The organism is Paracoccus sp. 22332 (assembly GCF_052045125.1).
In the GTDB taxonomy this organism is placed as follows: Bacteria; Pseudomonadota; Alphaproteobacteria; order Rhodobacterales; family Rhodobacteraceae; genus Paracoccus; species Paracoccus haematequi_A.
In genome coordinates, this window is sequence record NZ_JBQEOI010000051.1 from 1 (window position 1) to 18893 (window position 18893).

20 protein-coding genes, 1 pseudogene and 1 other annotated feature are annotated in these 18893 nt (G+C 63.2%); of the genes and pseudogenes, 13 read left to right on the top strand and 8 right to left on the bottom strand.

Annotation, left to right across the window (positions count from 1 at the left end; all coding sequences use genetic code 11):
- Positions 1–76 precede the first annotated feature (76 nt).
- From ACTJI6_RS21345 to ACTJI6_RS21365, 5 genes are all read right to left on the bottom strand, one after another.
- On the bottom strand, positions 77–274 hold the full coding sequence (locus ACTJI6_RS21345; RefSeq protein WP_440803499.1) for a hypothetical protein: 198 nt from the start codon (positions 272–274) through the stop codon (positions 77–79).
- Between the two features lie 82 nt (positions 275–356).
- A protein-coding gene (locus ACTJI6_RS21350; RefSeq protein WP_440803501.1) for an IS3 family transposase occupies positions 357–1591 on the bottom strand; the annotation gives its coding sequence in 2 pieces (ribosomal slippage) (positions 357–1294 and positions 1294–1591; 1236 coding nt in all).
- Positions 1188–1304 (bottom strand) — a sequence feature (AL1L pseudoknot). (Overlaps the previous gene by 117 nt.)
- A 277-nt stretch (positions 1592–1868) precedes the next feature.
- A complete protein-coding gene (locus tag ACTJI6_RS21355; protein ID WP_440803503.1) occupies positions 1869–3173 on the bottom strand; it encodes a TRAP transporter large permease in 1305 nt (434 codons plus the stop codon).
- A gap of 46 nt (positions 3174–3219) precedes the next feature.
- Positions 3220–3810: a TRAP transporter small permease subunit gene (locus tag ACTJI6_RS21360; protein WP_440803505.1), complete on the bottom strand. Its 591-nt coding sequence runs from the start codon at positions 3808–3810 to the stop codon at positions 3220–3222.
- Positions 3810–4796 (bottom strand): TRAP transporter substrate-binding protein, encoded by a 987-nt coding sequence (locus ACTJI6_RS21365; protein WP_440803507.1) that lies wholly within the window; start codon positions 4794–4796, stop codon positions 3810–3812. Before ACTJI6_RS21365 ends, ACTJI6_RS21360 begins: the two co-directional genes overlap by 1 nt.
- Positions 4797–5022: 226 nt before the next feature.
- Between ACTJI6_RS21365 and ACTJI6_RS21370 the strand changes: the two genes are divergently transcribed.
- Positions 5023–5925: a LysR substrate-binding domain-containing protein gene (locus ACTJI6_RS21370; protein WP_440803509.1), complete on the top strand. Its 903-nt coding sequence runs from the start codon at positions 5023–5025 to the stop codon at positions 5923–5925.
- A gap of 50 nt (positions 5926–5975) precedes the next feature.
- Here ACTJI6_RS21370 and ACTJI6_RS21375 read toward each other — a convergent pair whose 3' ends face one another.
- Positions 5976–7007, bottom strand: a complete 1032-nt coding sequence (locus tag ACTJI6_RS21375; RefSeq protein ID WP_440803511.1) for an L-idonate 5-dehydrogenase — start codon at positions 7005–7007, stop codon at positions 5976–5978.
- Positions 7008–7014: 7 nt separating this feature from the next.
- On the bottom strand, positions 7015–7962 hold the full coding sequence (locus tag ACTJI6_RS21380; protein ID WP_440803513.1) for a 2-hydroxyacid dehydrogenase: 948 nt from the start codon (positions 7960–7962) through the stop codon (positions 7015–7017).
- A gap of 121 nt (positions 7963–8083) precedes the next feature.
- On the opposite strand from ACTJI6_RS21380, the gene ACTJI6_RS21385 reads away from it, so the two are divergent.
- From ACTJI6_RS21385 to ACTJI6_RS21395, 3 genes are read left to right on the top strand one after another with little or no spacing between them, the layout of a single operon-like run.
- Positions 8084–8875, top strand: a complete 792-nt coding sequence (locus ACTJI6_RS21385) for an SDR family oxidoreductase (protein ID WP_440803516.1) — start codon at positions 8084–8086, stop codon at positions 8873–8875.
- Positions 8862–9374, top strand: coding sequence for a gluconokinase (locus ACTJI6_RS21390; protein WP_440803519.1), 513 nt, complete (start codon positions 8862–8864; stop codon positions 9372–9374). Before ACTJI6_RS21385 ends, ACTJI6_RS21390 begins: the two co-directional genes overlap by 14 nt.
- A gap of 60 nt (positions 9375–9434) precedes the next feature.
- A complete protein-coding gene (locus tag ACTJI6_RS21395) occupies positions 9435–10457 on the top strand; it encodes a LacI family DNA-binding transcriptional regulator (RefSeq protein WP_440803521.1) in 1023 nt (340 codons plus the stop codon).
- A 33-nt stretch (positions 10458–10490) separates the two neighbouring features.
- On the opposite strand, the gene ACTJI6_RS21400 is transcribed toward ACTJI6_RS21395, so the two are convergent.
- Positions 10491–11165, bottom strand: coding sequence for a 4-carboxy-4-hydroxy-2-oxoadipate aldolase/oxaloacetate decarboxylase (locus ACTJI6_RS21400; RefSeq protein ID WP_440803523.1), 675 nt, complete (start codon positions 11163–11165; stop codon positions 10491–10493).
- Positions 11166–11382: 217 nt separating this feature from the next.
- On the opposite strand from ACTJI6_RS21400, the gene ACTJI6_RS21405 reads away from it, so the two are divergent.
- The 9 genes and pseudogenes from ACTJI6_RS21405 to ACTJI6_RS21445 all read left to right on the top strand — a co-directional run bounded on the left by ACTJI6_RS21405 (position 11383) and on the right by ACTJI6_RS21445 (position 18889).
- The gene (locus ACTJI6_RS21405; RefSeq protein ID WP_440803526.1) at positions 11383–11799 is read left to right on the top strand and encodes an acetyl-CoA carboxylase biotin carboxyl carrier protein; all 417 of its coding nucleotides are present in this window, start codon (positions 11383–11385) and stop codon (positions 11797–11799) included.
- Positions 11799–13169, top strand: coding sequence for an acetyl-CoA carboxylase biotin carboxylase subunit (gene accC, locus ACTJI6_RS21410; protein WP_440803528.1), 1371 nt, complete (start codon positions 11799–11801; stop codon positions 13167–13169). The genes ACTJI6_RS21405 and accC overlap by 1 nt, the downstream gene beginning before the upstream one ends.
- The gene (pxpB, locus tag ACTJI6_RS21415) at positions 13162–13806 is read left to right on the top strand and encodes a 5-oxoprolinase subunit PxpB (RefSeq protein WP_440803530.1); all 645 of its coding nucleotides are present in this window, start codon (positions 13162–13164) and stop codon (positions 13804–13806) included. The genes accC and pxpB overlap by 8 nt, the downstream gene beginning before the upstream one ends.
- Positions 13803–14777 carry a biotin-dependent carboxyltransferase family protein gene (locus ACTJI6_RS21420; RefSeq protein WP_440803532.1) on the top strand — a complete coding sequence of 325 codons (975 nt, stop codon included), beginning with the start codon at positions 13803–13805 and terminating at the stop codon, positions 14775–14777. The genes pxpB and ACTJI6_RS21420 overlap by 4 nt, the downstream gene beginning before the upstream one ends.
- Position 14778: 1 nt before the next feature.
- Positions 14779–15171: a hypothetical protein gene (locus tag ACTJI6_RS21425; protein WP_440803534.1), complete on the top strand. Its 393-nt coding sequence runs from the start codon at positions 14779–14781 to the stop codon at positions 15169–15171.
- A complete protein-coding gene (locus tag ACTJI6_RS21430; RefSeq protein WP_440803536.1) occupies positions 15168–15932 on the top strand; it encodes a LamB/YcsF family protein in 765 nt (254 codons plus the stop codon). Before ACTJI6_RS21425 ends, ACTJI6_RS21430 begins: the two co-directional genes overlap by 4 nt.
- A 27-nt stretch (positions 15933–15959) precedes the next feature.
- Positions 15960–16733, top strand: coding sequence for an SDR family oxidoreductase (locus ACTJI6_RS21435; RefSeq protein WP_440803538.1), 774 nt, complete (start codon positions 15960–15962; stop codon positions 16731–16733).
- Between the two features lie 23 nt (positions 16734–16756).
- Positions 16757–17965, top strand: coding sequence for an aspartate transaminase (locus tag ACTJI6_RS21440; protein WP_440803540.1), 1209 nt, complete (start codon positions 16757–16759; stop codon positions 17963–17965).
- Positions 17966–18128: 163 nt separating this feature from the next.
- A pseudogene (locus ACTJI6_RS21445) lies at positions 18129–18889 on the top strand (IS5 family transposase).
- Positions 18890–18893: the final 4 nt, after the last annotated feature.

Below are 18893 nucleotides of genomic sequence, written 5' to 3' on the forward strand. Positions count from 1 at the left end.
GCGTCAACCACATAAGCGCCAGAACGGCCTCGTCGATCTTGTCCCGATCAATCTCCATGGACTGAGCATACTACGGTCAGACTGGGGCGGGAATCGGGCGGTTACTTCCCAAAGGCTTGTTCAAAAGGATGACCATGCCTGGGAGGGGATCGAGTGCCGCGCCGTCGATTTGCATGCGGGACGGCGGGTCCGGCGTGACGGGAATGCGTCTGGTGACGTCCAACAGGTCGGCGCCGTCCAGAGTGATGCCGTCAGCCCTGGCCAGTCGCGCCACGTCCTTGCGCGAGCCATAGCCCAGGGAGGCGAGAAGCTTGTTGAACCGCCCCGGGTTTACCGGAGAGTTTGTGGTTCACTGATTAGGCTGCTTTTTCGGCAGCATTCAAGGTTTCGTGGAAAGCCTCCTCAGCTTCGTTCGGCGTGACGTAACCGATGGCGCTGTGCAGGCGGGTGTTGTTATACCAGTCGACCCATTTCAGGGTTTCCCATTCGACTTGCCCGACAGACTTCCAGGGTCCGAGGAACTTGATGACCTCGGTCTTGAACAGACCAATGATGCTTTCCGCAAGGGCATTGTCATAGGAGTCCCCGACGCTGCCGACCGAGGTGTCGATGCCTGCCTCAGCCAGTCTCTCGGTGTATCGGATCGACAGATACTGGCTGCCCCGATCACTGTGATGGATCAGCTTATCGGCCTCGCCCGGCGCACGCTGGCAGATGGCCTGGTTCAGGGCATCGAGGACGAAGCCGGTCGCCATCGATGTCGAGACGCGCCAACCGACGATCTTTCGGGCGAAGACGTCGATGACAAAGGCGACATACACCATGCCCTGCCAGCTGGAGACATAGGTGAAATCGCTGACCCACAGCTGGTTCGGCATATCGGCGACGAAGACTCGGTTCACCTTGTCGTCCGGGCAAGGTTGGGCTGCATCGGGGTTGGTCGTGACGACCTTCTTGCCGCGCACAACGCCTTGCAATCCCATCGCCTTCATCAGCCGCTCCACCGTGCAGCGGGCGATGTCGCGCCCTTCGCGTCGCAACTGGTGCCAAACCTTACGCGCGCCATATCGGCCTCTGCTGCCGTCGAATATCTGCTTGATGGCGGTCATGTCCTTCCGGTCCTGCCTGGCCCGATCCGATGCCAGGGCGGGATCACGCTCCACAGCCTTGAAGCTGTAGAACGTCGATGGTGCGATCCCCAGAACCCGGCAGATCGGCCCGACACCAAAGACGCCACGGTGATCGTCGAGAAATGCGATCATTTGCGGAACGGGCGGTCGAGCTCCGCCGCTGCGAAATATGCGCTGGCCTTCTTCAGGATCTCATTGGCGGTGCGAAGCTCCCGCACCTCGCGTTCCAGTTCCTTGATCCGATCCTTCTCCGCACTCGTCAGCCCGCCGCGCTCTCCGCGGTCACGCTCGGCCTGCTGGCACCACACGCGAAGACTGTCCGGAGAGCAGCCCAGCTTCGGCGCGATCGCCTTGTAGGCCGCACTGTCGCTGGCGTAATCGGCCCGGTTCTCGCGGAAAAGCCGAACACCGCGTTCGCGCAGCTCGGATGGATAGGCGGGGGTGAATCTCGGCTTTGACATAGGGCTCATCCTTTGAGTGTTTTACTCTCCGGTAAACCCGGGGCGGTTCAGGGTGTTATGGAGCGTAAGCTCGTTTGAGCGTCAGAGCTTTCTTGCGTATCTCACCGACAGCAGCTCAGCGGACGGGTGGAGCGAGCGTGGAATCTGACCCTCCTGCATTAGCTTAGAAATGCCTGACACATTCACGTTAAGTGGAGCTGACCGCCGAGTAGAAATCGAAAGAGCCGAGCAAGGCTCGGCTCTTCGCGTTAATCAAAGAAGGTCGTGAAAACCGAAATCAGCCAAGAATCAGGTCAGGCAGGAAGGTCACGATCTGTGGGAAGACCGCCAGAAGGATCGCGAACATGATCATAATCACCAGGAACGGGAAGGTCACCTTGGCGATATAGGCCGTGCTGCGTGCCGTGATGTTCTGGATCACAGCAAAGTTGAACGCCACTGGTGGCGTGATCTGCGCCATCTCGACAACCAGCACCATGAAGATGCCGAACCACACTTTGTCAAAGCCGGCCGCTTCAACCAGCGGCAGGACCACGGGAAGCGTGGTCGCGATCATCGAGAACCCTTCCAGCGCCGTTCCCAGCACCAAGTAAAGCACGATAAGCGCAATGATCAGCAGCATGGGTGACAGATCCCAGGCCGTGACGACATCGGCGACGGCGGTCGGAATCCCTAGGACGGAGGTGATATTGCCTAGGACCGAGGCGCCGAGAATGATGATCCCCATGACTGAGCAGGTCTGCACCGCGCCCAGCATGATGTCGCGCAGCGCTCGAAGCGACAGGGCCCCTTGGAACAGTGACACGAGAAAGGCACCGACCACACCCAAAGCGGCCGCTTCGGACGGCGTAGCAAGCCCACCGTACATGGATCCCAGCACGCACAGGATCAGGAACATCACCGGCGCCAGATCCCGCAGCGCGGCCACACGTGCCCGGAAGGGCATGTTGCGCAGCGCTTGTTCGCTGTCCGGCACCAGATCTGGCCGGGCAGTGGAACGGATCATAATGTAGGCGGAAAACACCATCGCCAGAAGGATGCCCGGCACGAAGCCCGCAGTGAACAGCCTCAGGATGGATTCATTGGCCAGAACGCCGTACATGATCATGACGGTCGACGGTGGGATGAGGAAGCCAAGCGTTCCTGCCCCGGCAAGGCTGCCGATAGCCAGCTCGGGCGAATAGCCGCGCGCAAGGAGTTCCTTCAGCGTCATGCGCCCGACAACCTGCGTCGTAGCAGCGGAGGAACCCGAGATCGCCGCGAAGATCGAGCAGCCGACGACGTTCACATGCAGAAGCCGGCCTGGCAGCAGGCCCGTCCATGGCGCAAGTCCGCTGAACATGGTTTCCGACAGCCGGGTGCGAAACAGAAATTCGCCCATCAGGATGAACAGCGGAAGCGCCACCAAATCCGGCGTTGTCAGGATGTTGAACATGTATTGCGGAAACAGCCGGTCGATGGGCAGTCCCGTGAAAAGGGCGGCAAGCCCAATGGCGGTGGCTAGCAGGGCAATGCCGATCCAGGCTCCGACGGCAAGGGTGCCAAACAGAAGCCCGAACAGGCTCGCGACGATGGTGCCCATGATTTCTCCCCGTTTTATGTTGTTCTTGGCACAGGCCGGGTGTCAGCTATTCGATGGCGCTTGCGGCCCCGAGGCTGGGTTTGTCGACGGCATGGCCGCTGATCGCGGTCAGAAGCCGGGCAAGCATCTGGATGGCCAGGATGGCCGCCCCGACTGCCAAGACCGCTTGCGGGATCCACAACGGCGTCAGGCTGTCCTGCGACACTTCCCCAAAGCTCCAGGTGCGCAGGGCAAATTGCCCCAGCCACCAGGCAAGCGGCACCATGACGAGGCTTCCCAGAAGGGCTGCCATGATCTCGAACATGCGGGCATAGCGGCCCTTGCCCATCGACAGCAGCAGCTCGACCCGCAGTTGCAGGCCGGCGCGCAGCGTCATGCCTGCGCCGAGCAGGAAGGCCGCACCCATCAGATAGGCGCTGTATTCCCAGCCAACCCCGGTGCCCGTCGGAACGGACGGGACATACCGGCTGACGAAGGCCATGATGGTGTCGATCAGCACCAGAAAAGTCAGAGCAATGATGCAGAACCCAGCAAGCCAGGCGGCGATCAGGGAGAGGAAGTCTGCTGCCCTTTGCAGGGCAGCAATCGGGCCACGCTCTGCTGGCGCGTCCAAGGCTTCGTTTCGGCCGTCAGCCATCAGTTCGCGCCTTTTTCGGCCAGATAGGCGTCAGCGATCGGCTTTGCCTGGGGAACGCGATCAAAGAACTCGGCCTGCACATCCTTGGCCTTTTCGGCCATCTGGGCACGCAGCTCGTCGGAAAGCTCGACCAGTTCCATGCCGTTCTCGGTCATGGTTTTGATACTTGCCTTGTCGCTGTCGCGCGAGCTTTCCCAGAATTTCGGCTCAAGCTCGGCGGCAACCTTTTCGATGGCGGCCTGATCCTCAGGAGAAAGCTTGTTCCAGCTTTCCAGATTGATCGTGACCACGTTTGATCCCCAAGTGTGGTTCGTCGGGTAAATATACTCAAGGAACTCCCAGAACTTGCCATCAACCCCGGACGTGGCCGAGGTCGCGACTCCTGCGACGCGGCCCGAGGCCAGAGCCGGCAGCAATTCGCCCCAGGGCATGGCGATGCCTTCCATCCCAAGGCTGCTAACAATGTCGACGGTGTTCTTGTCGGCACCGCGCACGGAGATGCCGCGGAAATCCTCCAGCGTCTCGCCCTTCACCTTGAGATAGATGTATTGAGCCGGCGAGGGCACCATATAGAGGATCTTCTGGTTATACTGCTCGGCCAGCTTCTCGAACTCGGGGCGCAGGAACTTGTGATAGTCCTTCAGCTCCTCCATTGACTCGACCAGGAACGGCACGCCTTCGGCGCCGAACATCTGGTTGGTGCCGACCTGCTGGCTGATGTTGATGTCGGCCATGTCGGTCAGTCCGTCGCGCACGGCGGTCAGCTGGTCCGGCCCCTTAAAGCCAAGCGATCCTGACGTGGCCACGTTGATGACCACCTCGCCGTCGGTGGCTTCCTCGACCGCCTTGGCGAAGGTCTTGGCGTTTTCGGCCATGAAGTTGCCGTCCGGCAGAACTTCCGACAGGCTGAGACGGGTTTGCGCGGCGGCGGCACCTGCCAGGGCAATTGCGGCGGCAGCCCCGAAGGCGATGGATTTCAAAAACATGATACGCTCCCTTTCGATAAGTCACTGCTTCAGACACAGCCGGACACAAGCAAGTGCGGGGCGGCCATCTTGCAGTTTTGTGACGTTTACGGTTTCACCCTAGCAACTGAGACCGCCGCCGCAAAAGAACACTTCGATCTGACATGATCGCGATTGCTTATGCCTTGATGTGCCTGGTGCGAGGACCGGATAAGGTGACCTGACTGTCGCACCCGGGAACAAGACCATGGACATTCGGCGGCTTCATGCCTTCGTCAAGATCATCGATATCGGCAGCATCACGCGAGCCTCCGCGATCCTGCATATCGCACAGCCTGCGCTGAGCCAGCAGATTGCCGCGCTGGAGACGCATTTTGGCAAGCCGCTGCTGCTGCGATCCAAACGCGGCGTGGTGCCGACCGAGGCCGGCAAGGTCCTGTATCGGCATTGCCAGATGATCCTCCGCCAGATGAACCAGGCCGAGGCCGACATCTCGACATCGTCCGAGGAAATCACGGGTTCGGTCAGCATCGTGCTGGCCCCGCTGGGCCTGGGGTCACTGGTCGCGACGCAGCTGATGAAGACAGTGCGCGACCGGCATCCGGGCATTTCGCTTTACATCAACGAGGCGGTAGGCGGCGGACCGATCAGCGAACAGATCATGACCGGCAAGACGGACGTGGCGCTGATCTTCGATCCAGGAAAGATGCCCAGCCTGACCTTCGAGCCGATCTGCACCGAAGAACTTTATTTCGTCGGCGTCGGGCTGGACCAGGCGGAGGAAGGCGAGATCTCCTTTGCCGAGGCCTTGTCGCACCCGCTGGTGCTGCCCAGTCCCATCCATACGGTGCGGCAGGTCATCGACACGACGGCGGCGCGGGCAGGAGTGCAGTTCCAGGTCGCGGGGCAAACCGAGTCGATTTCCATCCTGGCCAATGCCCTCCAGGAGGGGATCGGTTGTTCGATTCTTCCCGCCTCGGCGACAAAGGCCGTGCAGCGGCGGGTGCCGCAGGCGGTGCGTTGCCGCATCCGGCGCCCGAACATGAAGATCAACATGGCGATCTGCTTTTCCGCGCAACTGCCTTTGTCCGAGGCGGCGGCGGTCGTGCGCGATCATCTTGCACGGCTGGCGACCGAGATCACGCAGTAAGGCGTGGTCCCGGTCGTGCAGGGGCAGCGGGCCGGACGGGTCCGCAAGCGTCAAGCGAAATGAATCTGCGCCTTGATTGCCGCCGAACGGTCGGATGCCAGCCGGAATGCTTCCTCGGCATCATCCAGCCCGACCGAATGGGTGATCAGCGGCTTGACGTCGATCCGGCCCGCCTGCATTGCCGCCACGCCCGTCGCGAACTCCTCGTGGAAGCGGAAGGATCCGCGCAGGTCCAGTTCCTTGGTCGTCACGACCATCATTGGCAGGGGCATGTCTGCGCCGAGGCCAAGCTGCACGACGACGCCCCGGGGCTTCATGGCGGAAAGGGCAGGTGCAACTGCCGCGGCGACACCGGTGCATTCGAACAGCACGTCGAAGCTGCCCTTCCCTGCAGCATAGGACGACAGCCCGTCTGGGGTAGCGCCTGTATTGACCGTCACGTCTGCGCCGCACTTGCGCGCCATGTCCAGAGTGAAGTCCGACAGATCCGTGGCCACAATCTCGCCCGCCCCGGCCAGCCGTGCCGACAGGATCGACAGCAGGCCGATCGGTCCGCAGCCCGTGACCAGAACCCGTTTGCCCAGTAGCTCGCCCGCACGCCGCGCGGCATGCAATGTGACTGCCAGCGGCTCTGCCATTGCGGCTTCGCCAGGGGTCAAGCCATTAGCCAAGGCGCATTGCGAGGCATTGGCAACCAAATCCTGCCGGAAAGCCCCCTGGATATGCGGGAACGGCATGGCCGAGCCATAGAAGCGCATGTTCAGGCAATGGTTTGGCAGGCCTTTCATGCAGTATTCGCAGCCGCCGCAGGGCCGTGAGGGTGACACCGCAACCAGATCGCCAAGCGCAAGGCCCTCGACATCGAGCGCGACCTCGACGACGTGACCCGATACCTCATGGCCAAGGATCATCGGCTCGCGCAGGCGGACGGTTCCGAAGCCGCCGTGGTGATAATAATGCAGGTCGGATCCGCAGACACCTCCAGCAGCGGTGCGGATGCGGACCTGGCCGGGGCCAAGCGCCTCGGGTTCGCGCTCTTCAACGCGCAGATCCTTGGCGGCGTGGATGACAATGGCTTTCATGTCTGCCTCAGTTGACGGGGGTGAGGAGCGGTTGCCCGGCGAAATGGGCGGCAAGGTTGCCCCGCACCAGTTCGCCCATGGCCTTGCGGGTCTCGATGGTGCCGGATGCCTGATGCGGCTGCAGCAGCACGTTCGGGAGCGCGCGGAAGCGCGGGTCGATGGCAGGCTCACCGACAAAGACATCCAGTGCGGCGGCGCCCAACCGGCCGTCCTTCAGGGCCGAGATCAGCGCTTCCTCGTCAATGTTCGAAGCGCGCGAGACGTTGATCAGCACGCCCTCGGGGCCAAGCGCCTCGATCACCGCATCGCTGACGATGTGGCGTGTCGCTTCCGACGCGGCCAGGGCCACGAACAGGAACTCGGAATGGCGGGCAAGCTCGACGGGATCGGCGATGAAGGTCAGGTCGGCGGCGTAATCCTTGGCAGCGACGTCGGAATAGGCGATGTCCATGCCGAAGCCCCGCAGACGCTGCGCGATCTCATACCCGATGCGGCCCAGACCCAGGATGCCGGCCTTCTTGCCCCAAATGCGACGCTGCAGCGGATAGTTGCCCTTCTCAGTCCAGCTGCCGTCACGCACCCAAGCCTCGGCTCCAACGATACCGCGCGCCACGGCCAGCGCCATGGCGACGCCCAAGTCGGCCACGTCACCAGTCAGCACGTCCGGGGTGTTGGTGACGCGGATGCCACGCTCGCGGCAGGCTGCCAGATCGACGGCATCGAAACCCACGCCATAAACCGAGATCACTTCCAGATTTGGGCAGGCCTCGATGATCTGGCGGCTTGCGCCCAGTTCGCCGCGCGTGGCGATGCCGCGCACCAACGGTCCACAATTGGCCAGAAAGGCGGCCTTGTCGCCTGCCTCGAAATAACGCCGCACGTCATACTGTTCGTTCAACGGCACCTCATCCCATTCGGGATAGGCGCCCATCTGCAGGATCACCGGTTTGTTCATCTTATCCTCCATCCGCACCAAAGCGGCTGTCCCTCCGTGACAACGAAGAGACTTGACTCGAATAGTTATCGATAACTAAACCAACCGGGACGCTGATGTCGATACCCAAAAGGAGGATGCGATGACGGGGCCGCAAAGCTATGTAGAGGGTCTGTTCGGCCTGTCGGGACGCCGGGCGCTGATTACCGGATCGTCGCAGGGGATCGGTTTTGCGCTCGCACGCGGGCTGGCGGAGGCTGGCGCGGCACTCGTCTTGAACGGACGCGATGAGGCGCGGCTGGAGCAGGCCTGCAAAACGCTGCGCGAGGAGGTTCCCCAAGCCGACATCCACACGCTGCCCTTCGACGTCACCGACGGCGCATCCGTCCGCGCGGCCGTCGATGCGTTCGAGGCCGAGGTTGGGCCGATCGACATTCTGGTCAACAACGCCGGGATGCAGCACCGCACTCCGCTCGAGGACTTTCCGCCTGACGCCTTCGAGCGCCTGCTGCAAACCAACATCGCGTCGGTCTTCCACGCTGGGCAGGCCGTCGCGCGCCACATGATCAAGCGCGGACGGGGCAAGATCATCAACATCGCCTCGGTCCAGACCGCGCTGGCCCGTCCTGGCATTGCGCCCTATACCGCCACCAAGGGTGCGGTCGGCAACCTGACCAAGGGGATGGCGACCGATTGGGCGAAATACGGGCTGCAATGCAATGCCATTGCGCCGGGCTATTTCGACACCCCCCTGAACGCGGCCTTGGTCGCGGATGCGGACTTCTCGGCCTGGCTGGAAAAGCGCACGCCTGCCGGACGCTGGGGGAAGGTCGAGGAACTGGTGGGTGCCTGCATCTTCCTGTCCTCGGATGCCTCCAGCTTTGTCAACGGGCACACGCTGTTCGTGGATGGAGCCGTCAGTGTCTCGCTTTGAGGTTGCGCACCTTGTCCTGATGGGGGTGGCGGGTTGCGGAAAATCCTCGGTTGGGGCTGCTCTTTCAGAGCTGACCGGGCTGCCCTATCTGGACGGCGACACACTGCATTCGCATGCCAATGTCGCCAAGATGCGGCAAGGCACCCCGCTGACCGATGCGGATCGCTGGCCTTGGCTGGAACGCTGCGGGCGTGCCTTGGCGCAACATTCGGACGGGCTGATCCTTGGCTGTTCGGCCCTGCAGCGCAGCTATCGTGACCGGCTGCGGCAGGTGTCGGGAATGGGGGATTTGCTGTTTGTTCATCTGTCGGGCGACCAAGCCCTGCTGCATGATCGGATGAGCGCGCGCCAGGGACATTACATGCCGGCATCCCTGCTGCGCAGCCAGTTCGCCGCGCTTGAATTGCCGGGCGAAGATGAGGTTGCGCTGACCGTAGCGATAGACCAGCCGGTGACCCGAATTGCAAAGGTCATTGAAGAGCACTTGGCAAGGACCTGACAGGTTGCCCTGCCCTGGCGTGACGTGCAGATTGCCCACAAAAGGCGGGCGGCGGGACGGATGAACGAGCGGCAGGGCAAGGCTGTCAGGATGGCGGATGTCGCCAAGGCCGTGGGCGTCTCCACCATGACGGTGTCGCGCGCGTTTCGTGGCGACGCAGGCATCAACGTCGCCACGCGCGCCGCGATCCTGACCAAGGCCGAGGAACTTGGCTATGTCTTCGACGCGACCGCCGCTAGCCTGCGGCAGAACCGGTCAGGTTTTGTTGCGGTCACCGTGCCCTCGATCAACAACGCGAACTTCGCCGAAACCGTGCGCCAGCTGTCACGCGGCCTGTCGCGCGATGGATTGCAGATCCTGCTGGCAAATACCGAATACGATCCCGATGAAGAGGAACGCCTGATCGGCGAGTTGCTGCGGCGCAAGCCCGAGGCAATTGTGCTGACGGTCGGCGGCTATACCCAAAAGACGCGGCAGATGTTGCAGGCGACCCGCATCCCGGTGATCGAGATGTGGGGCCTGCCTGCCAAGCCGATCCAGCACGTCATCGGCTTTTCGAATCCGGACAGCATGAGCCGGATGGTTGATCACCTTGTCGGATTGGGTCACCGCGACATTGCCTTCGTGGGTGGGGACTCGGCCCGCGATCCACGCGGCGGTGAACGCCGGCAGGGCTTCACCGCTGCCATGCGGCGGCACGGGCTGGATGACGGCAAGCTTGTCACGGCAGGACCGGCCCCGGTGGGCATGGCCGAGGGGGCCGAGGCCTTGGATCGTCTGCTGACCGATTATCCGGGGGTGCAGGCCGTTATCGGCGTGTCCGATCTGGTCGCCTTCGGTCTTTTGTCGGAATGCCAGCGCCGCGGCATCGACGTGCCGGGGCGACTGACTATCGCTGGCTTCGGCAATTACGAGATCGGGCGGATCTGCGTGCCGCGGTTGACCACACTGGACGTTCATGCCGGCCGGATCGGCACGATGGCCGCGAGCCTCATCGCGCGCATCCTGCGGGATGACGCGGGTAATCAGCCAACATGGATTGAAATCCCGGCGGACCTGATCGTCCGGGAGTCATCGGGCTAGCCCGCGCCCGCATCGGGGCGCGGGGCGCAGGCATCACAGATCGGTGGTCAGCCCCTTGGCCTTTAGCACCGCTTCCAGATTGCAGACGTCGATGATCGTGCGGCCCGACTTGTAGGCCTCGATATAGCCGGCCTCGGCCTCTTCGCGGGCCTGCGACATGCGGGCGACCTCGGCCGCGTCCTCGCGCCGGACGACGACAAGCCCGTCGGCATCACCCTTGATGACATCGCCGGGCCGGACGATCTCGCCGCCGATGACGATGTTGCCGTTGATCTGGCCCAGCGTCTCCTTGACCGTGCCCTTGATGCATTTCGAAAGCGAAAAGACCGGCAGGCCCAGCTTGATCAGTTCCTGGGTGTCGCGCACGCCTGTATCGGTTATGACGCCGGCGATGCCTTTCGCCAAGCAGGCGTTGCCCAGCACGTCGCCAAAGCAGCCGGCTTCCTCGTATTCGCCCGCCGACATGATGATGACGTCACCCGGCTGGGCGAAATGAATCGCCAGTTGCAGCATGATGTTGTCGCGGGGAGCGCTGAAGACGGTAAAGGCCGGCCCGCAGACTGTCATGTTGCGGTGGATCGGCTTGATCCGCGAGTTGATAGCCCCCAGGCGGCCCTGCGCCTCGTGAATGGTGGCGCTGCCGAACTTGGACAGCGCCTCCACGTCGGCGGGTGCTGCGCGCTCGATCTTGGTGATGATATGGGGCATGTCGGATTCCTTGTCTGGGTGCGTCTTGATCCGCAGAGGGATGATCGCGCCACCATAGGCCAGGCGCTTTCCCCCGGCATAAGAGCGTGTGGGTCTGACGTGATCGGGTTTCGCGATGCCTGCCTGTCATGCGAAACCGCTCTGACATCATTGCGCAAGGTCGGTGCTAGCTTCTGGTGAACGCAGAAAAAAATGGCAACGGGGCCAAGACGACCGCATGTCGATCACGATTGAATCCATCATTGCGCGAATGGAATGGGCCGCCGCACGGCAGCTTGCCGAGTACTCCTGTTCCGAAGACGGCTACCAGTTCACCATTCGCAGGACCGTCACCGATACGGCCAATATATCGCCGCCGCCTGTTGTTTCGAAACCTGCTCCCTCCGTCTCGGCCGACGACGGATTGCTGATGGCTGCACCGATGGCGGGGCTGTGCCACCTCAAGCCCGAGGCTGGCGGCAAGCCTTTCGTGCAGGTCGGCGACACCGTCGAGGCAGGCCAGACCATCTGCATCATCGAGGCGATGAAGATGATGACCCAGATCCCTTCCGACCGAAGCGGCACGGTCAAGGCGATCCTGGTCGGTGATGGTGACACCGTCGCGGCCGGCGCCCCGCTGATGAGGATCCGCTGATGGCCGCCATCGACATGAACACCCTGCTTGTGGCCAACCGGGGCGAGATCGCGCTGCGCATTATCCGCGCCTGCCGCCGTCTGGGCCTGCGCGTCGTCTGCGCCCATTCCGAAGCCGACCGCAACGCCGCCTATCTGCGGGTGGCCGATCAGGCGATCTGCATTGGCCCCGCGCCTGCACTGAAAAGCTATCTGAACATCCCTGCGCTGATGGCTGCGGCGGAGGCGTCGGGCGCCGGGCTGATCCATCCAGGCTATGGCTTCCTGTCCGAGCGTCCCGAGTTCGCCGGGGCAGTCGAAGCCGCAGGCCGCGTGCTGGTTGGACCCCGGTCGGATGTGATGCGGATGATGGGTGACAAGGTCGAGGCCAAGCGCGCGATGATCGCCACGGGCGTTCCTTGCGTTCCGGGCCCTGACAGCGTCCTGCCCGATGACCCACAGGCAATCCGCGCGTTCGCGGACGAGATCGGCTATCCGGTGATCCTCAAGGCCGCTGGCGGCGGTGGCGGGCGCGGCATGCGCGTCGTGCGGTCCGAGTCCGAGCTGACGGATGCCTTCATGGTGACGCGCCAGGAAGCGCAGCGCTTCTTCGGCAATCCCGACATCTATATGGAGAAGTTCCTGGAAAAGCCGCGCCATGTTGAAATCCAGATCATCGCCGACGCGCATGGCAATGCGCTGTGGCTGGGCGACCGGGACTGTTCGATGCAGCGCCGCCACCAGAAGCTGATCGAGGAGGCCCCTGCCCCCGGCATCGACCGCGCCCTGATCGCCGAGATCGGCGAACGCTGCGCCGCATCCTGCCGCGAGATCGGCTATGTTGGCGCCGGAACCTTTGAGTTCCTTTATGAAGACGGGCAATTCTACTTCATCGAGATGAACACACGTATCCAGGTCGAACACCCGGTCACAGAACTGGTCACGGGCCTCGACATCGTCGCGATGCAGATCGACGTGGCGCGCGGCAACCCGCTGACTCTCACGCAGGACCAGGTCCGCACCGATGGCCACGCCATTGAATGCCGCATCAATGCCGAGGATCCCGACAGCTTTGCCCCTTCCCCCGGCCGCATCACCGGCGTCCATCTGCCCGGCGGACCGGGCGTCCGGGTGGACACGCATGTCGCACCGGGGTCCGAGATCTCGGCCCATTACGACTCGATGATCGGCAAGATCATCGCTCATGGCGCCACCCGCAACGAGGCATTGGCCCGCGCGCGCAGCGCTCTGGACGAAGCCGTGATCGAGGGCGTCCTGACCAATATCCCGCTGCACCGGCAGTTGCTGGACGAACCCGGTTTCGCGCAGGGCGGCGTCAGCATCCACCATCTGGAGCATTGGCTGAAGGCAAGGAGTTCCACGGATGCGTGAGCCTGCACTCTCTCTGATCGGCAGCCGGGCCGTCCTGTTCCAGGCGCCTTGCCCCTTCGATTTAGAACATCAGCAACGCTTCTGGGCCATCGCCGACCAGGTAGCCGAATGGGACAACGTGCGCGAGGCCGTGCCAGGCATGACCAATGTCACGCTGCTGCTGAACCATGTACCCACCGACCTGGACCGCCTGACAAGCGACCTGACGGCGCTGTGGAACAGCGGCATCCGGAAAGAGGTCGAGGGACGGCTGCTGCCCATCGACATCACCTATGACGGTCCGCATCTGGCCGAGGTCGCGGACCTGACCAGCCTACCTGTGGACGAGGTCGTGCGCCTGCATGCCGCGCCCGAATACACGGTCTATGCCGTCGGCAGCCATGCCGGTTACTGCTATCTGGGCGGGCTGGATCCGCGGCTGGAGACACCGCGGCGCAAGGTTCCGCTGCCGCGCCTGCCGGGCGGGTCGCTGTCGGTCGCGGGGCTTCAGACGGGGGTTTCGGCTTCCATGGGGCCAAGCGGCTGGAACACCATCGGCAGCACCGATGTCAGCTTCTTTGATCCGACGCGCGACCCCCCGGCCCTGCTAGCCCCGGGCGACCGCATCCGCTTCAACCCTGTGAAGGTGCAGGCATGATCGAGGTTCTTTTCATCCCGCCGGCTGCCACCGTCCAGGATCTGGGCCGGGACGGCTTCTGGGCGCAGGGCTTGGGCCGCTCGGGGGCCATGGATGCGCTGTCGCATTTCATCGCGAACATGCTTCTGGGCAACGATGACACTGCCGCAACGCTGGAAATCCCGCTTGGGCCGGCACGGTTCCGCTTCACGTCCGACGGGGCCTTTGCCCTGGCTGGTGCGGCCTGCGGGGCAGCCCTGAACGGTGTGACCTTGCCGCGCACCTGGGCAGGCCATGTGCACGCGGGCGACCTGCTGGAACTGGGACCGATGACCGAGGGCGCGCGCAGCTATCTGGCGCTGCCCGGCGGGATCGACGTGCCGTTGGTCCTGGGCTCGCGCAGCACCCAGTTGCGAGAGGCCTTCGGTGGCCATGAGGGCCGCGTGCTGGCAGCGGGAGATGTCCTGCGCGCCTCGGCCGAAACGCCTTTCCTGCCCGCAAGCGGCATCAGCCTGACAATGCCTGCGGTGCGCAGCGAGGGCGCGGCGCAGATCACGCTGCGGGCGCTGGTCTCGACCGAGTATGATGAATTCGCCCCTGAGGCGCAGGACGCCTTCTGGAACTCGGACTATGTCGTCAGCCAGCAAAGCAATCGGCAGGGCTACCGCCTGGAGGGCGCTAGCCTGACTCGCACCGGCACCGGGGAACTGCGCTCGCACGGGATCGGGCCGGGCATCGTCCAGGTGCCTGGCGGCGGACAGCCCATCATTCAGCTTGCCGACAGCGCAACCATGGGCGGCTATCCCAAAATCGTGGCGGTGATCGAGTCCGACCTATGGCGCATCGCGCAGGCGCGGCCCGGCGACGCCCTGCGCTTTGCCCGCGTCGATCTGGCCACGGCGTCCGAGGCGGCGCGGGATCAGCAGGCGATGCTGGACGATCTTCGCACGCAGCTTGGAACCACGCTGACCCGTCAGAAAGGCTGGGCCTGACATGTTCGACGACAAGGATACCGACCGGCTGATCGCGGCAATGCGCGCCCATGGTGTCGGCCTGCTGAAGATCAAGCGAAATGGGCAGTCGCTGCGGCTGGTGATCGCGGAACAAGCGGCGCCGACGGTCCCGGTTGCCGCACCGGTGGCCCTTCGTATCCCAGTCCACAGCCCGGACATTGGACGGTTTCTACCGCGAGGCACGGATGACGGTCTGGCCCCCTTGCGGTCGGGTGATGCCGTCCAGCCGCACGAGGTCATGGGCTATGTCTGCAACGGCCCTGTGCGTGCCATCGTCACCACCCCCAAGGCGGGGCGCATGATCACCGACCTGCCCGAAGCGGATCGCTTTTTCGGCTTTGGCGACACCATCATAGAACTGGACGCGACATGATCATCGACATCAATTCCGACATGGGCGAAGGCTTCGGACCCTACCGCATCGCGGACGACGATGCGCTGATGTCCCAGGTCAGCTCGGCCAATGTCGCCTGCGGGTATCACGCGGGCGATCCGGTCATCATGGATCGCACCATCCGGCTGGCCAAGGAACATGGCGTCGATCTGGGCGCGCATGTCAGCTTTCCCGACCGTATGGGCTTTGGCCGCCGCAAGATGGACATCGCGCTGCCGGAACTGGAATGCCATATCCTGTATCAGCTTGGCGCCCTTGCCGGGCTGGCAGGGCGCGCGGGCCATCGCATCACGCACATGAACCCGCATGGCGCTCTGGGCAACCTCGCCAGCGCCGATCCGGCGATCGCCGAGGCCGTGGCTCGCGCCACCATCGCCTTCGACCCTGAGATCGCCTTCCTGGTTCTGCCCGGCAGCGAACTGGAAAAGGCCGCGCTGTCCATGAGCGGGCAGACGATCCGCCTGTTCCTGGCAGATCGCGGATATACTGCGGATGGCCAGCTTGCGCCGCGCAGCCTGCCGGGTGCGGTCATTCATGACCCGGACCAGGTCGTGGCGCGCGTCCTGCGGGTCATCCGCGATGGGGAAATCGACACGGTGGACGGCCCGGTCATTCCGATGCCGGTGCAGTCGATCCTTGTCCACTCCGATACGGCGGGCGCGGTCGATCTGGCCAGCCGCCTGCGGGCAGGCATCACGAAGGCGGGCGGCACCATCACGCCCCTGACCCGCCACAGCTGAGACAATTCAGGAAAAGAAAGAACCGACATGGCATTCGCAGATTACGAGACGGCCCTTGTCACCGGCGCATCGGGCGGCATGGGGTGGGCCATTGCCGAACGGCTTGCCGCCAAGGGCCTGACCGTCCACGCACTGGCCCGTAACGGTGACAAGCTGAAGGAATTGCAAGACGCCTGCGGCGTGATCCCCCATGCCGTGGATGTGACAGATACGGCCGCAATCACCGAACTGCTCAAGGATCTGCCCATCGACGTGCTGGTGAACAACGCGGGCGTGTCGCGTCCCGGCAGCATCCTGCAATCGGACGCTTTCGACATCGACGAACAGATCGACGTGAACCTGCGCGCCGGTCTGCACCTGTCCCGCCTGCTGTTGCCCGGCATGATGGAGCGTGACCGCGGCCACATCGTCAACATCACCTCTATGGCGGGTCATTACGAATTCGGCGGCCACATCGCCTATCACGCGACCAAGGCCGCGATGCATACCGTCTCGCGCCAGCTTCGCGTCGATGCCTTTGGCCGGCGCGTCCGCGTAACCGAGATCAGCCCGGGCCGCGTGGAAACAGACATCTTCGCCAAGGTCGAGAAGATCGACCCCGCCGAGGCCAAGCGCAAGTACTACGAAGGCTTCGAGATGCCGCAGACCTCGGACATTGCGGATGCCGTCGAATTCGCGGTGGGCGCACCCCAATATGTCAATATCGGTCTGATCGAACTGCTGCCCACGCTGCAGGTGCCGGGCGGTTTGCGCACCGCCAAGCGCGTTGGCGACGACGTCATCCTGACCGGCAACAAGTGAACCGCGAACGACGGAGCATCCCCATGAGCAACATCAAACTGGCCTCGCGCGTCACCAGCATCCGCATCTCGCCCAGCGTCGCCGCCGCGCAGAAAGTCCGCGATCTGCAGGCGCAAGGCCGCAAAATCCTGAACCTCACTGTGGGCGAACCCGACTTCGACACGCCCCAACTCATCAAGGACGCCGCCATCCGTGCGATGGAAGCGGGCGAGACCAAATACACGCCCGTCAACGGCACGGTCGAACTGCGCAAAGCCATCCAGCACGACTTTAAGTCGCGGCTGAACATCGACTGCGAGTTGAACGAAATCTGCGTCGGCGGCGGCGCCAAGCAGGTGCTGTTTGTTGCCCTGATGGCCACGGTCGAGGACGGCGACGAGGTGATCATTCCCACGCCCTACTGGGTCAGCTATCCCGACATGGTCATTGCCAACGGCGGCACGCCCGTCATCGTCCGCTGCGGCGAGGAAACGCGCTTCAAGCTGACGCCCGAGGCGCTGGAGGCGGCGATTACGCCCCGCACCAAATGGGTCATCCTGAATTCGCCGTCCAATCCGACGGGTGCAGCCTACACGGCAGACGAGTTGCGCGCGCTTGGTGCCGTCCTGCTGAAATACCCGCACGTCCTGGTGATGTGCGATGAAATCTATGATCGGATCTGGTTTGCCGACTTCGATGCCTGCAGCATCCTGGGCGTAGTGCCGGAACTGAAGGCGCAGGCTTTGGTCGTCAACGGTGTTTCGAAGTCCTACGCGATGACCGGCTGGCGCATCGGCTATGCGGCAGGCCCGCTGGATCTGATCAACGCCATCAACAAGTTGCAGTCGCAGATGTCGTCCTGTCCGTCCTCGGTCAGCCAAGCGGCGGCCGCCTTTGCGCTGACCAGTGACCAGGAAGCAGTGGCCGATGCGGTGGCAGTCTATCGTCAGCGCCGCGACCGAGCGCATGCGTTGATCAACGCCATTCCCGGCCTGAGCTGCCTGCTGCCGGATGGTGCCTTCTACCTCTATCCCAGCTGCGCGGGCTTGATCGGTAAGACGACACCCGATGGCAGGGTGATCGAGAATGACCTGGATTTTAGCCTCTACCTTCTCGAAGCGGCGGGTGTTGCGTCGGTCCATGGCGGCGCCTATGGGCTGGAGCCCTATTTTCGGATTTCGACCGCGACATCGATGGAGATCATCGAAGAAGCATGCGCTGCAATAGCAACGGCGTGCGCCGCTCTGGCCTAGTAAGCATTGTCACGAGGCCAGCGGTGTTTCACGCCGCAGGCCTCGTGACAGCAGAGATATGTTGTCGCTGTTCTAGGGCGTGTTGACAAAAGGGATTCACCGGGCGCGGTGATCGTGATTCAAGCTGGTATCTGCAATGGAGACCAGCGTGGCACGAAACCTGATGTCGAACGACGAGTGGGCGTTCTTTGAACGCTTCATCCTGGCTGTCCGTTCTCCGAACGGCCGCAAGCCCACGAACCATCGGCTTGTTCTGGATGGGATTTTCTGGATCGCCCGAACGGGGTCGCCCTGGCGCGACCTGCCGGAAGAGTTCGGCAAATGGTCGTCTGTCTATCGGCAGTTCCGGCGCTGGACGTTGGCGGGGCTGTGGGAACAGATCCTGGAGGCGCTGAACGAGAGCCGGATCGTGCCGGATGCGCTGCAGATGATCGACAGCACCGTGGTTCGCGCTCATCATCAGGCAGCGGGCGCAAAAGGGGGACTCCGCGCCAAGGTTTCGGCCGCTCGCGAGGTGGCTTCACGACCAAGATCCATCTGCGGGTCAATGCGGCAGGCCTGCCCATGAGAACCGAGATCACGGCCGGGCAGACATCGGACTACCTCGGCTTCGATCTGGTCATGGCTGACAACCTGCCCGAGCCAAGCGTTCTGCTCGCAGACCGCGGCTACGACTCCGACAACATCCGCAAGACCATGGAGGTGCGCGACGTGGTGCCGGTCATCCCCATGCGCAAAACCCGGAAGCTACGGGTCGCCGTTGACCGCAGGCTCTACCGCCTGCGCAATCTCGTTGAGCGGTGCTTCAACAAGCTCAAGAATGCCCGTCGCGTCGCCACCCGCTACGACAAGACCGCCGAAAGCTTCCTGGGCTTCATCGACATCACGTCGATCCGCCTCTGGCTCCGCCATTTGTCAACATGACCTA

Bases quoted from the DNA above. Each gene is read 5' to 3' on its own strand.
- ACTJI6_RS21365 (WP_440803507.1), bottom strand. From the start codon at position 4,796: ATGTTTTTGAAATCCATCGCCTTCGGGGCTGCCGCCGCAATTGCCCTG.
- pxpB (WP_440803530.1), top strand. From the start codon at position 13,162: ATGCGTGAGCCTGCACTCTCTCTGATCGGCAGCCGGGCCGTCCTGTTC.
- ACTJI6_RS21380 (WP_440803513.1), bottom strand. From the start codon at position 7,962: ATGAACAAACCGGTGATCCTGCAGATGGGCGCCTATCCCGAATGGGAT.
- ACTJI6_RS21385 (WP_440803516.1), top strand. From the start codon at position 8,084: ATGACGGGGCCGCAAAGCTATGTAGAGGGTCTGTTCGGCCTGTCGGGA.
- ACTJI6_RS21375 (WP_440803511.1), bottom strand. From the start codon at position 7,007: ATGAAAGCCATTGTCATCCACGCCGCCAAGGATCTGCGCGTTGAAGAG.
- accC (WP_440803528.1), top strand. From the start codon at position 11,799: ATGGCCGCCATCGACATGAACACCCTGCTTGTGGCCAACCGGGGCGAG.
- ACTJI6_RS21355 (WP_440803503.1), bottom strand. From the start codon at position 3,173: ATGGGCACCATCGTCGCGAGCCTGTTCGGGCTTCTGTTTGGCACCCTT.
- ACTJI6_RS21370 (WP_440803509.1), top strand. From the start codon at position 5,023: ATGGACATTCGGCGGCTTCATGCCTTCGTCAAGATCATCGATATCGGC.
- ACTJI6_RS21360 (WP_440803505.1), bottom strand. From the start codon at position 3,810: ATGGCTGACGGCCGAAACGAAGCCTTGGACGCGCCAGCAGAGCGTGGC.
- ACTJI6_RS21425 (WP_440803534.1), top strand. From the start codon at position 14,779: ATGTTCGACGACAAGGATACCGACCGGCTGATCGCGGCAATGCGCGCC.
- ACTJI6_RS21440 (WP_440803540.1), top strand. From the start codon at position 16,757: ATGAGCAACATCAAACTGGCCTCGCGCGTCACCAGCATCCGCATCTCG.
- ACTJI6_RS21400 (WP_440803523.1), bottom strand. From the start codon at position 11,165: ATGCCCCATATCATCACCAAGATCGAGCGCGCAGCACCCGCCGACGTG.
- ACTJI6_RS21435 (WP_440803538.1), top strand. From the start codon at position 15,960: ATGGCATTCGCAGATTACGAGACGGCCCTTGTCACCGGCGCATCGGGC.
- ACTJI6_RS21405 (WP_440803526.1), top strand. From the start codon at position 11,383: ATGTCGATCACGATTGAATCCATCATTGCGCGAATGGAATGGGCCGCC.
- ACTJI6_RS21420 (WP_440803532.1), top strand. From the start codon at position 13,803: ATGATCGAGGTTCTTTTCATCCCGCCGGCTGCCACCGTCCAGGATCTG.
- ACTJI6_RS21430 (WP_440803536.1), top strand. From the start codon at position 15,168: ATGATCATCGACATCAATTCCGACATGGGCGAAGGCTTCGGACCCTAC.
- ACTJI6_RS21395 (WP_440803521.1), top strand. From the start codon at position 9,435: ATGAACGAGCGGCAGGGCAAGGCTGTCAGGATGGCGGATGTCGCCAAG.